Source organism: Massilia sp. Root335 (assembly GCF_001425685.1).
Lineage (GTDB): Bacteria > Pseudomonadota > Gammaproteobacteria > Burkholderiales > Burkholderiaceae_D > Telluria > Telluria luteola.
This window is the reverse complement of record NZ_LMCY01000033.1, coordinates 309,797-325,156: the sequence shown is the minus strand read 5'-3', so window position 1 is coordinate 325,156 and position 15,360 is coordinate 309,797. Positions and strand designations below refer to the sequence as shown.

Genomic DNA, 15,360 nt, shown 5'->3' with positions numbered 1-15,360 from the left:
CTTCACCGGTCCTCACGTCGGTACCGAGGGCAACCACCGGGCTGGCACCGGCAGGTGTGTCCGACGTGACCCTGGCTGGTCCCGGCGGAGCAAGTGCCACTAACGTTGGCGCGCGCGGGCGCAGACGCTTGTCGAGCAGTTTCCAAGTGGTCAGCTGGGAGGGCTCGATGCTCGGCTGGAGACCACGCAGCTTTTGCCATAAGGTCTGGCGCGGCAGCAGCAACGCCTGCGGCATGCGATCGCCTTTGCGAATCCACTGGACAGAGCCACCCTGCACGTCGACGCCAGGACCACCCTCGCGACACTTCCACCAGCCGGACTGTGGACACACTTCGCCGGCGGTTGCCAATGTCCCCAACTTCGGCACCGGCGGTTCTGGTGGCGGGTCGACTGGCGGCGGCGAATCGGACTTCCGAAAGCGGATACTGGACGAGATGCTGTCCCACAAGGCCAGCACGGCGTCTTCATGTAGGCTGGAGTCAACAGGGTTGCCGCCAGGACGCTCACTGTTCCCCGTAAGTAACTCAAGGGAAAGGAATGGTTGCATCAGGTCATCGTGCTTGCCAGGTACCTCCCAGTTGAAGCCGTACCCAGTGGTGAAATTCATTTCGCGCACACGCTCCAGAACTTCCTCACCGTCAATACCGTTAACATTCCGTCTGCCTTCGCGAAGCTTGGACACTCGTAGTAGCTCATCCGGGCTGGCAGCGGCGTCGACCTCTGCTGTGCGCGCCAGAAGACCTGGAGAGGGCTTACCTCCAGCCAAGCTGAAAAATACGAGAGATAAATCAGGATGGCCGGGCAGTCCGAGTGCCATCGCCGCTTGCTCGTTCGTGTGAGGCGGCAACGGTTCAACAAAAATGGCTTGCTCAATACAAAATCCTGGTACAGTCGGAATCTCATGCTCGTTGCGCAGGCGCAACTGTGCCAATAGCGCTTCTGCGAGTCTCGCGTCATCTTCGCTTGCGTATTTCATTGACAACGTCAAGCTGAGGCCGCCCAAGTGCGCGTGACTCTCTACCGATACCCATTCGACATCGACACGACGTCCTCCTTCGAATCCATATGTACGGTCTCTGCCAAATATGAACGTACGTCCGATCATCCCCGGTATGCGCAAATCTCGCGCCTCAACCATGCCACCTGGCTGCCCGGAATCCGCTGTTTTGCGAGCCGCAATGTCAGCCTCGCGTATCGCGACGCGCTCACGAAATACTGAGTCAGTTTCTTGGACGGCATCAATCGTAAAGCCGGACATCATCTCGCGGGATATGGCTACTTCCGCCTGACTCGGCACATCGACCAGATAGCGTCCGACGCATACCGTTTTCATCTTTTCCGTCATTTTTGCTACCTCGGATCTGTCTCGTATGCTACGGACCTGGCCGGCGGCCCAGGTTCCCGCACAGGCGAGAGCTGCGAGCAAGACAATGAGCTCTCGCCATCCGCGCTTCCTCGTCCGCGTCATGGCAACGTCGATACCAGTTTGTCGATGGGATTGCGGGTCAGCAACCAAGCAGATTGCAACTTGAGCTTTGTCCCGTCGTCAAACCTATCTGTATCAGACATTACCTCGTCTGACACACATAGAGTGTTGTACGATTGCAAGCAATTCCAACAGAAAAGTAGGACTGGCTTCGATTCGCGGATACTTGGGGGCACGCTTGTCCCTCGAAGCCCAATCGATAAGGCGATGCCGTCCCAAAACGCCAGCACCGCGTCTTCATATAGACTCGAGTCGACAGACCTGCCACCAAGGCGCGGATTGGTTCCGGTTTCCATGTTCATCAAGAGATATGGCTGCAACAAATCGTCTGTCGAGCCTTGCGCCTCCCACATGAAGCTGCAACCGGTCGTGAAATTCACCTCACGTACACGCTCGATCTCCTCCTCGCCGTGGATACCATTGATGCTGCGCTTGCCCGGACGCAGCTTGATCAAACTTAACATCTCGACGCCCCCCGCTTCGGCGTCGGTATTAGCGATGCGCTCGAGCAGTGTGCTATCCGTGCTGTCGAAGGCCAAACCCATGTCGGGATGACCGGGCAGAGCGACATGCAGCGTAACCCATTCGGATTTGTGCTTAGGTGGCGGTTCAACGGATACCGCGCTCCAAATGCAAAAGCCTCCCGGCACACTTGGAATTTCATTTTCGCCACACACCCGTAAGTTGGCCAACAAAGCTTCAGCTCCCCTGGCGCATTCTTCTTGAACAGCTGTCGCAGAGAGCGTAAAACTAAAACCGTCTAGGTGCGTGTGGGCTTCGACAGATACCGATTCCATATCGATACATCGGTCACCGTCCATCAAGTAACCTCGACTGCGTCCACAAATGAAAGACCGTCCGACGAGGCCCGGAATAGTTAGATTATGAGCGCCTATCATGCCGCCTTCGCCGATATGGTCGTCAGTTGCGTCATGTGCTCTGATCTCCACCTCACGAGCTGCCAATCTTTCGGCAAATGCGGCTTCGTTCTCCTCGATGGTATCAATTGCAAAGCCTAAAATCCGCTCGCCCGACACGCTGAACTCCGCCGCGGTTGGCACGTCAACCAGAAATCGACCGACGCATACCGTTTGCTTCTGACCCATCATATTGGTCACCATGGCCCTGTCGTGGGCACTTCGCAGTTGTCCTGCCGCCCAAGCGGCGACACAGTCCGACGCTAAGAACAGGACGACCAATTTTTTCCGTCCATGTTTCCTCGTCCACTTCATGGCAGCTTTTGAACCAGCTTGACGATGAGGTGGTGGGTCAGCAGCAGGACCGCCTCATTATTAAACGCGCCCTGATGGTCGAAACCACGAACATCGAATAACTGACCGACTTTCCCGCGTGGACCGGCCCCGGATTGGTGCGGAACGGTGCCGTCGCCAGCGACATCTTGACGTGCGGGGACGAAGTGTAGATTGGTGCGTCCCTCGACCCGCACGTGGCGCCCCCCCGAGGAGTCATAGCCAGTGCCGACCGCACCGCACAAGTTGGATTCTGTAAAAACTGCACCAGCAACCGGATCACGCGCCACCCAACGAATAGCGCCGAAAGACATGTGTACGGGATCGGCGCCGTAGAAGGCATATGTATTAGGGTGGTAATAAGTGCCTAATGTCTCGCGATGAAATTTTTCAGCACTTCTAATCGCTTTCCATACGGCCTCCCGAACACCAGATTTAGCCTTGTACTTTCGTGCCGGATCTACCAGATCCGGGTCGACCAACCGGTACCAGACGTCCAAGTCACGATACATGTCATATGGATTACCAACCGGCAAATGCACGACATCCCGTGGTACGTCTTTGTTATTGATCCGGCTAACCAAACAGATATGCAACCAGGGCTGCGGATATAGATGGTTGGGCAATAATTGCAGGGCGCCAGGCGATGTTGCCATCACAGCCATCGTGTCTTTCGGCATCTCACCCAAAATTTCGGCTACGCACGCGGCCTTGACGTTATCGACCTCGCCATTACTCGGGCTCCACTTCTCTGTTCCGCAGGCAATTCGCCGGTAACAGACAGGCGCCCCAAGGGCGGGCATGGCACCGTGGATAATTCCTAGAATGCGCTCCGGGATCTGCTTTGCGCAGGCACGTGCGACCAGCCCCCCCATCGAATGAGTTACCAGAATTACTTGCTTGCATTCGCGCTTGCGCTCAGTCCAGAACGCGATAATACGTTCGATACGCTGACGCAACCACTTGGCCGAGTCCTCGCAGGAGTCCAGCCAGTTGTAGCCGCAGGCATAAACCGGGTAGTAATAGCCCGCGTGCTTTTCCAGTTCAGGTTCGGTAACCTTGTCAATGCCGCGCACGCCCCACTTTGCTGGATCACACGCCATCACATCTTTCCAGTGGCTGCATATCACACGCACATTATCGAGCGGGTCCATCTCGAACGTATGGTTGAGGCCGACATGCAGGCCATACAGCAAGGTGCCATAGGAGTCCCAGTGAACCTCACCCCACCAACGTTGGCGGACCTCGGCCTCGGTCGTGCCATAGTTGCGCGCCTCTAGTGGTAAATGAATATCACCACGGTTATCGACCTCCAGAGTGTCGGCGTCCAGAATATTTTCGCGTCGATATGGATCGATCTTCTTCCAGCGGCGCGCCGTCTTCAGCCCGTCAAACGTCCCATTCGGCGCCCGCCACGCCGGCTCCCCCGGCGTGAGCACTTCATTCGCCCTCTTCGCCGGACTGGTCGCCGCCCTCAAATTCGTCCCCATAATCCCCGGCACCACAATCACCGGAATGACCTTCGACGACGGCAATGTGAACAAGCCACGTGTCGTGAACGACGTCGGCGTCAGGACGGTTCGGCCGGTCCAGCTGCCGTCCGGCTGCGGGACGAGGTGGGGCAAGGGGCGGGTCGGGTCTGCCATGCGCGCTCCGTGGTCGAGGGTTGGGGCCCGGGTCAGTGGGCGGTGTCGTCGTCGGGGAGGAAGGTCATGTGCACGTCGCCGATCATTTCGCCGATCAGTAACGACGTGCGGCCCTCCGCGTCGGTGCGTCCGGTGACGGTGCGGCCGTCTTCGAACGTCGCCTTGTAACGCTGGTTCGGGACCGGCTTCGCGGTCTGCTCGTGGCGCAAGACCACGTATTCGTCCGTGTGCAGGTGCGACGCCGGCATGCGTACGCCGGCGGGTGTCGCGCCGTCCGGTCCGAGCTCGTCGAAGCCGGCGCCCTTGAACACCTGGCGGCCGCTCGTCTGCTGGGTGACCGTGCCGCCGGCCCAGCCGGTCTGCGCGCCCGGCGCGATGATCTTGACGTCCGGCGCCTCCAGCTCGATGCGCTCGGCGGCGACGAGGCTGATGCGGCCCGCGGACTTGATCTGGATATTGCCCAGGTGGGTGTGGATCACGATGTCGCCGCGGCCGGCGACGAGCCGTACTCCAAGTTCGTGGGCGAACAGGCTCAGGCGCCGGGCGGCGCGCACGAAGATGTTCTTGCCGGCCGCGACCTCGGCGTCGCCCGCGCTGATGACGTCCACCTTGCCGCTCGCGCCCAGTGCGAGGCTGTCGTTGCTGGCGATGATGACACCGTTCGGCGCCGTCGCGGCCAGGATCGGCTCGCCGCCGCCCGCCGCGCCTTCGGCCACGTTGCTGCCGGCGTGCCAGCGTTTCAGCTTGTCGACGAGGACCGCGAGGCGCTTGCCCGTCGGTTCGTCGTCCGTGTGGACGGTCGCCAGCTTGCCTACTTCGTCGAGTATGCCCTGCATGACGTCGGCCAGGCCCGCCAGGCCGGCGCGATCGAGCTGGCCGCCTTCCGCCTGCGGGCTCGCCTCGGCGCTGATCAACACGCCCTGGGCGCCGCGCACGACGACGGACAAGTCGCTGCGCAGCTCCGCGCCCTCGCCGCGCGGCGTGCCGCTGCCGTCGGCGCGCGGGCGCGTCAGCCAGCCGAGGTTCAGTTCCGACGTGCCGTGGTCGCTGGCCAGTTGGGCGCTGATTTCGCCGCGCGTGTCGTCGAAGCGCAGCTGGTTGCCGCGCGCGCCCTGCACTTCGTGCGTACGCGTGCCGGACACGTAGCGGTTGCCCGGCAAGGCGCCCGTCTGGCTGAACGCGGGCGGCGCCGTGCGCTGGTTGTACAACTGCGCGAGGATGATCGGGCGGTCGGGATCGCCGCCGAGGAAGGCCACCAGCACTTCGCTGCCCACGCGCGGCAGCGACAGCGCGCCCGCCTGCTGCCGGCTGCCGTTGCCGTTGCCGGCCCAGTTCGACGCCACGCGCACCCAGGCGGAATCGGCCGGCGAACCGGACGCGCCGGCGCCGTGCGCGTGGCGGTGATCGGCGGTGCGCATGCCGGGGAAGCGGATCTTCACGCGCCCCAGCGCGTCGCAGTGGACGTCCTCGCCGGCCGGGCCGACGACGATGGCGCTTTGCAGCGGCGGATGCGGCAGGTCGGTGCGCGGGTCGTACGCCGGCACGATGGCGATCCCGCGCCGCACGGCGGAAAAGCCGACGCGCACGCGCGCCTGCCCGTCGCCCGCGCGCGGCGGCGGCAGCGCGCTCAGGGCCGGCGCGGCGGCAGGGTGCGCCGCATGCCGATCGCGCTCGACGTCGAGGCCGCGCGGCAGGTTGTTGTCGGCCGCGATGTGCAGTTCCGTGATCACGAAGTCGCGCTCCGGCGCGGGATGGGTGTCGATCTCGGGATGGCCCTCGAGCGTGAAATACTGGCCGACGCAGAAGTCGCGCACGCTGCCCTCGCCCTGGAAGCACTTCGATTCGAATTCGTGGCGGCTCATGCGCACGTGGCCGAGGCGCCAGTGGTCGAGGGTGTCGTTGCCGGCGTGCGGCATCTCGATCAGGTAGTCGTCCAGCGAAGCGGCGAGCGTGTTGCCGCTCGGGCCCTGGTCGGCCGTGCTGCGCGCGGTGGCCGTCATGAACTCCGGGCTGCCGGCGTTCTTGTAATCCCAGCTGTGGCGGGTGGAGACGCCCGGCTGCAGGCGGCGCGCGGCACGCCAGGAATGGATCGTGTCGCGGCCGTCCGCCATGGTGTCGCGGTGGTAGCGCACGGTGCCGGCGCCGTTCTGCGGCAGGCTGTTCGGGTCGTTGAACAGCACCAGCGTGTGCGCCGGCGTGCGGTCGTGCGCGGGGTCGACGGGGGTGCCGCGGCTGCGGCCCGGCCGGAACACCCAGGCGATGCCGCGCCGCCTGAGCAGCCGGCGCACGAATGCGGCGTCCGATTCGTTGTACTGCATGGTCTGTTCGCGCGGCGGGAACTGGCGCATGTCGAACAACGGGTCGAGTTCGAGTTCGAACGCGTTGGCCAGCACCGTATTCGACTGGCGCCATTCGTCACACAGCACCTGCACGATCTCGAGCTCGTTCTGGTAGCGGAACACGCGGCTGTTGGTGCGCTTTTCCATTACAGCGAACACGTCGCGCAGGACGACTTCGTAGCCGGCCAGGGCGCCGTCCGCGTCGCCCGCGCGCGCCTCGGTGACGATGCCGCAGACGCTGCGCAGCATGCCGCGGTCGGTGACGAACTGGAGCTCGGCCGGCAGCGCGATGAGGTCCTTGAGCGCGATGTACGGGCTGCTGGCGACGCAGGCGACGCGGTAGTCGATGCCGCCGCAGATCGCCTCGCTGCCCACGACCCGCTGGGGCAGCAGCACGTCGTCCGCGAGCCGCCCGCCGTGGGCCAGGCGCAGGCGCAATGGCCGGTGAGCGGTGCTCAGGACCTTCTCGTTCTGCAGAACCCGCAGGAACTCGCTCGCGCTTTCCACTGTCTCTCCCGTGAACACGCCGCGGCTGCGGCACGAGAATGGATTCTTCCATGCTTCGAACGGCCCGGGATTGGTTTGGCTCAGAGTGCGCAGGGACGAACCCGCGTGCGTGCGGATGGTCCCACGCCGCGCGCCGCGCGGGGTCGCGCGATGCGCCGGTGCGAACACGCGGGAACCGGGACGGTGCGGACGCGGTCGCGGTTGCGGCTGCGATTGCGGCGCGCTTCGATGGTCAGCGGGTAGGACCCATGTGATTGATGCGCGCCGCATGCGCGCCGGGGAGAACGGCCGCTCAGGCCAGCAGCGGGGCCAGGCGGGGTATCGCCGCCAGCGCGTTCGCGCGCGTCGCCGCGCGCACCGCAGCGACGTCGACGGCGCGCAGCCCGGCCAGCACGGCACCGATCGCGGGCAATTGTTCCGGGCTGTTGCGGGCCGGGTGGATCCACGCGGGCGCGATGTCCGGCGCGTCCGTCTCCAGCACGATGGCGTCCAGCGGCAGTTCCGCCGCGAGCCGCCGGATCTGCAGCGCGCGCGTAAAGGTCATCGCGCCGCCGAAGCCGAGGTGGAAGCCCGCGTCGATGAAGGCCCGGGCCTGCTGGAAGCTGCCGTTGAACGCGTGTGCGATGCCGCCGTTCGGTGCGATCTGGCGCACGTGCTTCAGCACCTGGTCCTGCGACCGGCGCACGTGCGTGAGCACCGGCAGGCCGAAGTCGCGCGCGATGCGCAGCTGCTCGCGCAGGAAGCGTTCCTGCTTCTCGCGCATCGCCGGCTCGCACAGCAGCGGAATGAAGAAGTCGAGGCCGATCTCGCCGATGGCCACGAAGCGCGGGTCGGCGAGCGACGCCTCGACCTGGCGCCGCAGTTCGGCGAGGTCGTCGTCCGTGGCCTGCGGTACGTGGATCGGATGGATGCCCAGCGCATAGCTGGCGTTCGGCACGTCCGCCGCCAGGGTCCGCACGACGCCGAAGTCATCGCGCGCGACGGCCGGGATCACGATCATGCCGACGCCCGCCTCCTGCGCACGCCGTGCGACGCCGGCGGATTCCGTGCCGAATTCGTGCGCGTCGAGGTGGCAGTGGGTGTCGATCCACATGGGGTGCCTACGCCTCGGCCGGCTGCAGCCCGTGTTCCGTCATGCGCAGCACGCGGTCGCAGCGGCCCGCCAGTTCCGGGTCGTGCGTGACGATGACGAAGGCGGTGCCCAGGGTCTTCGACAATTCCAGCATCAGGTCGAAGATGCCCTGCGCCGTCGTGTGGTCGAGGTTCCCGGTCGGCTCATCCGCGAGCACGCAGGCGGGCTCCGTGACGAGGGCGCGCGCCAAAGCGACGCGCTGGCGTTCGCCGCCGGACAGTTCGCCCGGCCGGTGGATGGCGCGCCTGGTCAGGCCCACGCGGGCCAGGATGGCCTCGGCGCGCGCGAGCGCCTCGTCGCGCTTCACGCGCCGGATCAAGAGCGGCATCGCGACATTGTCCAGTGCCGTGAATTCGGGCAGCAGGTGGTGGAACTGGTAGACGAAGCCGAGGAAGCGGTTGCGCAGGTCGCCGCGGCGCGTCTCCGACAGCGTGGCGAAGTCTTCGCCCTGCAGGGTGACGATGCCCGTGCTGGGCGTGTCCAGCCCGCCCAGGACGTGCAGCAGGGTCGACTTGCCCGAGCCGGACGCGCCCACGATGGCGACGCGTTCGCCGCGGCCGATCGAAAAGTCGACGTGGTCGAGCACCTGGACCGCGTAGTCGCCCTCGCGGAAGGTCTTGCCGACGCCGCGGCAGGCCAGGATGGCGGGGCCGCCGGTCTCGTTTTTCATGTTACTCATAACGCAGGGCCTCCGCCGGTTTCACGCGCGACGCCGACCAGCTGGGGTAGATGGTCGCGACGAAGGCCAGCAGCACCGAGACGCCGCCGATCTTGAAGACGTCCGGCCAGCGCAGGTCGGATGGGATTTCGCTGATCAGGTAGATGTCCTTGGACAGGAACTGCACGCCCAGCAGGTGCTCGATGAACGGCACGATGACGTCGATGTTCAGCGCCACCAGCACGCCCAGCGCGACGCCGGCCACGGTGCCCATGATGCCGACGAGGGCGCCCTGGATCATGAAGATCTTCGTGATGGAGCGCGGCGACGCGCCCAGCGTGCGCAGGATGGCGATGTCGGGCTGCTTTTCCGTCACCGTCATGACGAGCGTCGAGACCAGGTTGAACGCGGCCACGGCGATGATCAGGGTGAGGATGATGAACATCATGCGCTTCTCGGTCTGCACGGCGGCGAACCAGTTGGCGTTCAGCTTGGACCAGTCGCGCATGATCAGGTCGCCCGACATGCTGTGCTTGAGCTGGTCGGCCACGATCGGCGCGTCGTGCATGTCGGCGATGCGCAGGCGCAGGCCGTTCGGCGCGTCCAGGCGTTCCATGCGCTCGGCGTCCTCGATGTCGATGAACGCCAGCGCCGAATCGAATTCGTAGTGGCCGGCCTCGAAGATGCCGCTCACGGTGAACACCCGCGAGCGCGGGACCATGCCGGCCGGCGTCGTCTGGCCCTGCGCCAGCAGCATGTTGACCTTGTCGCCGATGCCCACGCCGAGCGAACGCGCCAGCACGTAGCCGAGCACGATGTTGAACTGGCCGGGACGCAGGCTCTCGATGCTGCCCTGGCGGATCTGCTTCGCCACGTCGGACACCTTGTGCTCTTCCGACGGCAGGATGCCGCGGATGATGGCCGGCTTCATCGTGTCCTCGCGCACGAGCAGGCCCTGCGTCTCGACGAACGGCGCGGCGCCGCGCACGGCGGGATTCTTGAAGGCTTCCTGCTCGGCCTGGCGCCAGTTCGGCATGGCCCCGCTCGCGTCGAACACCTCGATGTGCGCCAGCACGGACAGCATGCGGTCCGTGACCTCCTTCTGGAACCCGTTCATCACCGACAGCACGACGATCAGCGCACCCACGCCCAGGGCGATGCCGGACACGGAGATCAGCGAGATGAAGGAAATGAAGCTGTTGCGGCTGCTGCGCTTGCCGGCGCGCGTGTAGCGCACGCCGACCAGCCATTCGTACGGCAGTTTGTGGATGAGGCTCATGGGCTCCGGGGTAAATGCTTTGGTCCCGCAGTTTGCCACACAACGCTCATCCACGTGAGGCGTTGTCACAATTGGAAGTACTTTTTCCTGCATACACACACTGGAAAATGTCCGGAACTCCGGGCGCAAAGGCCTATCGAAAGGAGACAGGAGGCCGACCATGGCATTTTCCGTCTTCGATTCCAAGGGCACGCCGCTCGACCGGCAGCACACCACGTGGCGCGGCATGGTGCGCAAACCGATCAGCAAGCTGGACGACGATGCCTTCACCCGCATGCGCGTGATCCTCATGACCGGCATCGAACGCGAGGCCGTGCGCTTCTCGCACATGGCGGCGCGCTGCAACATGGCGCTGCGCCAGCCGCTGGCCGAGGTGCGGCGGGTCGAACAGCATCAGGCGACGCTGGTGGGCGGCCTGCGGTCGCCCGACCATTCGCCGCTCGAGACGACGATCGCCCACGAACAGCTGGCCATCGAGCTGACGGCGTGCGTGGCCAAGGCCGAGCCGGACAGTTACCTGTGCCAGGTCTACCGCTTCGGCCTGCTGGAAGACTTCGACCACCTTTACCGCTACGCGGCCCTGCTCGACCGCATGGAAGGCAAGGATGCGAACAATATCCTGCAGAGCTATACGGACATCCTGCCCGGCCGCCCCACGTCCGAACACCACCGCGCCCCGCGCGACGACCTGCGCATCCCCTACGACCGCAGCATGGCCGCGATGCTCAGCAAGCTGCACGCGCTGACGATCACGGCGGCCGAGGCGCAGACGCACGACTATTATATGACCGTGGGCCCGACCTTCGCCGACCCCGTGGCGCGCCAGCTGTATGCCGAGATCGCGGCGGTGGAGGAACAGCACGTGACCCAGTACGAATCGCTGCTGGACCCCACCGAGACGTGGGTCGAGCAGTGGATGCTGCACGAGGCGAACGAGTGCTACGCCTATTACAGTTGCGTCGAGACGGAGACGAACCACCACGTCAAGGCCGTCTGGGAACGCTGCCTCGACCACGAACTGGGCCACTTCCACCTGGCCGCCGAGGCCTTCCGGCGCTACGAACGGCGCGATCCGGCCGAGATCATCGGCGACTTCGCCCGGCCGATCGAATTGCGCAGCCAGCGCGACTACGTCCGCAGCGTGCTGGCGAGCGAAGTCGACCTGCGCGCGCTCGGCACGCAGTTCGTGCCCAGGGAGCACGAAGACCAGGCCAGCATCGACGTCCGCCGCCAGCTGAACCACGACGGCTCGCCCAGCGAGGCGGTGGCGGCCGGCTACGTCTGGACGCCGGGCACGGAGCTCGTCAGCCACGGCGCCGCCGGCACGACGGCCCTCGTGGCGACCCTGCCGGCCAACCGGGGCGGCGTCGTGATGCCCTGACGGGCGAGCGGGAGGCATGATGGCACAGCAGACGGAACACATGGGCATGAACCGGACCGGGGTGCAGATGTCGCCCCTCGACACGGCGGCCATGCAACGCAGCGAGAACATCCCCATCCGCGGCGCCCCGGGCGACGAGCGCGCGCTGCAGGACGCGCGCGAAGCGTACATCGTCGATGCCGACGCCATCGGCTCGCTCCCCATCCCGGGCACGGTGGCGGGCGCCGTCAGCGTGGGCATGCACATGCTCAAGGGCGACCGGCCCCAGATCCTGCTCGACAAGCTGGGCGAGCGCCTGGCGTTCGAACGGACCGGCACGCGGCTGTACGACGCGCTGCTGGCGAAATGCGACGTGATGCAGCGCGGCCCCGCGGGCATGACGCGCGACCACGTGGCGGACATCCGCCGCGACGAAGCCCGTCACTTCCTGCTGCTCAAGGAGGCGATCGAGTCGCTCGGCGGCGACCCGACGGCGCAGACGCCCAGCGCGGACGTCGCGGGCATCGAGGCGCAGGGCATCGTGCAGGTACTGGGCGATCCGCGCACGAGCCTGGCCCAGTCGCTGCACGCGCTGCTGACGGCCGAGCTGGCCGACCGCGCCGGCTGGGAGACCCTGATCGCGCTGGCCGGCGAGGCCGGACAGGACGACCTGCTGGCCGGCTTCACGCTGGCGCTGGAGGACGAGCACCGCCACCTGGCGCTGGTGCAGGGCTGGTATCACGAGGCGATCGGTCTCACGCCCGTGTCCGGCATGCTGCCGCCGGGCGGATCGGCCGGGCTGCCGCCGGACGCGTCGATGGCGCCCACGTCCACGCCGGACGTCACGACGCCCCTCCCCGGCACCGACGGGATGCGGGGAGCGGATATCTGAACGGGCCGATTTCGCCTACAATACCGGGATGGCCCACATTTCGCTCGTCCTGCCGTTCGCCCTCCCCGCTCCAGAATTCGCGCCCGACCTGACCCGCGCCCTGCACGCGCCGGCGCTGGCCGCGCTGTTGTCAAGAACATCAAACCGGCAATACCGCCCGCTGGATGCCGACGCACGCGTGCTGCCGCACGAGTTGTGGATCGCACGGGAACTGGGCCTCGCGCGCGGCCTCGTGCCGGGCGTCGCGGCCAGCGCCATGCGCGGCTTCGGCCTCGACCCGGAAGGCGGGATGTGGTTCGTCGTGAATCCGACCCACATCGAGATCGCGCGCACGCACCTGCAGATGGGCGACACGCGCGCGCTCGACCTGCACGAACCGGAGGCGCGCGCCCTGTTCGACAGCGCCCGGCCCTGCTTCGAGGACGCCGGCTTGCTGCTGGCCTGGGGCACGCACGACACCTGGTTCATGCGCGCCGACGACTGGACCGAGCTTGCGACCGCGAGCCCGGACGCGGCGGTGAACATGAACCTGACGGACTGGATGCCGTCCGGCGCGCAGGCGCGCGCCTTCCGCAAGCTGCAGAACGACGTGCAGGTGACGTGGTTCACGGATCCGGCCAACGCGGCGCGCGAGGCGCGCGGCCAGTTGCCGATCAATTCCTTCTGGCCGTGGGGGAATGCGAGCGCGGCGACCGAACATGCCCAGCAACTGGTCGCGAAGGCGGCCGGCAAGGCGGTCGCGCGCCCGCGCGTGGCCGCGTTCGAGGCGCCCGGCTGGCTGGCGGCGCTGGCCGAGCGGCGCATGAACAGCCTGGCCGAACTCGATGCCCTGCTGGACGACGACGGCGATTGGCTGCTCGCCTGCGGCAACGTGGCCGCGCCCGGCATCGCGGCCGACTGGAGCGGCTGGCTGCAGCAGATGCAGCGCCTGGAAGCGGACCTGTTCGCGCCGCTGCTGGCCGCGCTGGCGCGGGGCCGCGCCAGGTCGGTGCGGCTCGTGCTGAGCCACCGCGACGGCCTCCTCGAAACGACAACGACACCACTGGCGCAGCGTAAATTCTGGCGCCGCCCGACCCTGGAACGACTGCTTTGAAGACCCGCATCACCATCCGCCCCTGCCCCGTACGCCAATCCGAAATGCTGCGCCAGGGCGGCATCCACCCCGTGCTGGCGCGCGTGTACGCCGCGCGCGGCCTGACCGATCCGCGCGAACTCGCGATCGAGCTCCAGGCCCTCGTGCCGCCGGGCGCGCTGCGCCAGATCGACGCGGCCGCGACCTATCTGGCCGACGCCATCGCGGCCGGCAAGAAGATGACCATCGTGGCCGACTACGACTGCGACGGCGCCACCGCCTGCGCCACGGCCCTGCGCGGGCTGTGGGCGATGGGCGCGCACGTCGACTACATCGTGCCGAACCGTTTCGAGTACGGCTACGGCCTGACGCCGGAAATCGTCGAGCTGACGGCGCGCGAAAAGGCGCCGGACATCATCATCACCGTCGACAACGGCATCGCCAGCATCGACGGTGTGGCGGCCGCCAAGGCGCGCGGCATCGACGTGGTCGTCACCGACCACCACCTGCCGGGCGACGCCCTGCCGGACGCGCGCGTGATCGTGAACCCGAACCAGCCGGAATGCGGGTTCCCGAGCAAGCACCTGGCCGGCGTGGGCGTCGTGTTCTACGTGCTGCTGGCGCTGCGCGCGGAACTGCGCCGCCGCGGCGTGTTCGACGCGCAGACGCAGCCGAAGCTCGACAACCTGCTCGACCTCGTCGCGCTGGGCACGGTGGCAGACGTCGTCAAGCTCGATACCAACAACCGCATCCTCGTCGCGCAAGGCCTCAAGCGCATGCGCGCGGGGCGCATGCACGCCGGCGTGGCGGCACTGTTCCGCGTCGCGGGGCGCGAAGCGCGCTGCGCATCGCCGTTCGACCTCGGCTTCGCACTCGGCCCGCGCCTGAACGCCGCCGGCCGCCTGGAAGACATGTCGCTCGGGATCGAATGCCTGATCACGGACGACGAAGGCCGCGCCTGGGCCATCGCCCAGCAGCTCAACGACATCAACCTGAAGCGGCGCGAGATCGAGGCCGACATGCAGGGCGAGGCGCTGCTGCACCTGGACGACTTCAACCCGGCGGACGCCAGCACCATCGCCGTGTTCGATGACGGCTGGCACCAGGGCGTGATCGGCATCGTCGCCTCGCGCCTCAAGGAAAAGTTCTACCGCCCGACGATCACGTTCGCGCCCGCGGGCGACGGCTGGATCAAGGGCTCGGGGCGCTCGATCCCGGGCTTCCACCTGCGCGACGCGCTGGACCTCGTGTCGAAGAAAGTCCCCGGCCTGATCGACAAATTCGGCGGCCACTCGATGGCGGCGGGCCTGTCGATCCGCGCCGACCGCTTCGACACGTTCGCGCAGGCGTTCGAGGCCGTCGGCCGGTCCTGGCTGACGCAAGCCCAGCTCGAACGCATCGTCGAGACGGACGGTCCGCTGGAAGACGATTTCTACAGCACGCAATTCATCGAACTGCTGGACGGCCAGGTGTGGGGCCAGGGTTTTGCGCCGCCCGTGTTCTGCGACGAATTCCGCGTCGTGAGCCAGCGCATCCTGAAGGACAAACACCTCAAGCTCCTGCTGGAACGCAACGGCCGGCGCTACGACGCGATCTGGTTCGGGCACACGGACGCGCTGGGCGACAAGGCGCGCGTGGCGTTCCGGCTCGACGCCAACGAGTACAACGGCGTCACCAAGGTGCAGCTGCTGGTGGAGCACGCGGAGGCGGTTTAGCTCGCTCCCTCAGACAACGTCGTC

General features: G+C 66.3%; 11 protein-coding genes. 4 read left to right on the top strand and 7 right to left on the bottom strand.

Going from position 1 to position 15,360, the window contains the following annotated elements; translation table 11 throughout:
- The 7 genes from ASC93_RS30950 to ASC93_RS19340 all read right to left on the bottom strand — a co-directional run.
- Nucleotides 1-1,345, bottom strand: a 1,345-nt coding sequence (locus ASC93_RS30950; RefSeq protein ID WP_267874960.1) for a T6SS immunity protein Tli4 family protein, incomplete at its 3' end; no start/stop codon positions are given.
- Between the two features lie 119 nt (nucleotides 1,346-1,464).
- Nucleotides 1,465-2,607 carry a T6SS immunity protein Tli4 family protein gene (locus ASC93_RS30945; RefSeq protein ID WP_157202012.1) on the bottom strand — a complete coding sequence of 381 codons (1,143 nt, stop codon included), beginning with the start codon at nucleotides 2,605-2,607 and terminating at the stop codon, nucleotides 1,465-1,467.
- A gap of 107 nt (nucleotides 2,608-2,714) precedes the next feature.
- Complete coding sequence (locus ASC93_RS19360) at nucleotides 2,715-4,382, bottom strand: triacylglycerol lipase (RefSeq protein WP_056445975.1); 1,668 nt, start codon at nucleotides 4,380-4,382, stop codon at nucleotides 2,715-2,717.
- Nucleotides 4,383-4,414: 32 nt separating this feature from the next.
- Nucleotides 4,415-7,228, bottom strand: coding sequence for a type VI secretion system Vgr family protein (locus ASC93_RS19355; RefSeq protein ID WP_056446083.1), 2,814 nt, complete (start codon nucleotides 7,226-7,228; stop codon nucleotides 4,415-4,417).
- Nucleotides 7,229-7,520: 292 nt separating this feature from the next.
- Nucleotides 7,521-8,321, bottom strand: a complete 801-nt coding sequence (locus tag ASC93_RS19350; protein WP_056445973.1) for a TatD family hydrolase — start codon at nucleotides 8,319-8,321, stop codon at nucleotides 7,521-7,523.
- Nucleotides 8,322-8,328: 7 nt separating this feature from the next.
- Nucleotides 8,329-9,039, bottom strand: a complete 711-nt coding sequence (gene lolD / locus ASC93_RS19345) for a lipoprotein-releasing ABC transporter ATP-binding protein LolD (protein ID WP_056445971.1) — start codon at nucleotides 9,037-9,039, stop codon at nucleotides 8,329-8,331.
- Nucleotides 9,032-10,297, bottom strand: a complete 1,266-nt coding sequence (locus tag ASC93_RS19340) for a lipoprotein-releasing ABC transporter permease subunit (protein WP_056445968.1) — start codon at nucleotides 10,295-10,297, stop codon at nucleotides 9,032-9,034. The genes lolD and ASC93_RS19340 overlap by 8 nt, the downstream gene beginning before the upstream one ends.
- A gap of 160 nt (nucleotides 10,298-10,457) precedes the next feature.
- On the opposite strand from ASC93_RS19340, the gene ASC93_RS19335 reads away from it, so the two are divergent.
- The 4 genes from ASC93_RS19335 to recJ are packed head-to-tail and all read left to right on the top strand — an operon-like array spanning nucleotide 10,458 to nucleotide 15,336.
- Nucleotides 10,458-11,678 (top strand): hypothetical protein, encoded by a 1,221-nt coding sequence (locus tag ASC93_RS19335; protein WP_056445965.1) that lies wholly within the window; start codon nucleotides 10,458-10,460, stop codon nucleotides 11,676-11,678.
- 19 nt (nucleotides 11,679-11,697) lie between these two features.
- On the top strand, nucleotides 11,698-12,549 hold the full coding sequence (locus tag ASC93_RS19330) for a ferritin-like domain-containing protein (RefSeq protein ID WP_200958365.1): 852 nt from the start codon (nucleotides 11,698-11,700) through the stop codon (nucleotides 12,547-12,549).
- A 28-nt stretch (nucleotides 12,550-12,577) separates the two neighbouring features.
- Nucleotides 12,578-13,642 carry a hypothetical protein gene (locus ASC93_RS19325; RefSeq protein WP_056445962.1) on the top strand — a complete coding sequence of 355 codons (1,065 nt, stop codon included), beginning with the start codon at nucleotides 12,578-12,580 and terminating at the stop codon, nucleotides 13,640-13,642.
- Between the two features lie 44 nt (nucleotides 13,643-13,686).
- Complete coding sequence (recJ, locus tag ASC93_RS19320; protein ID WP_056446080.1) at nucleotides 13,687-15,336, top strand: single-stranded-DNA-specific exonuclease RecJ; 1,650 nt, start codon at nucleotides 13,687-13,689, stop codon at nucleotides 15,334-15,336.
- Nucleotides 15,337-15,360: the final 24 nt, after the last annotated feature.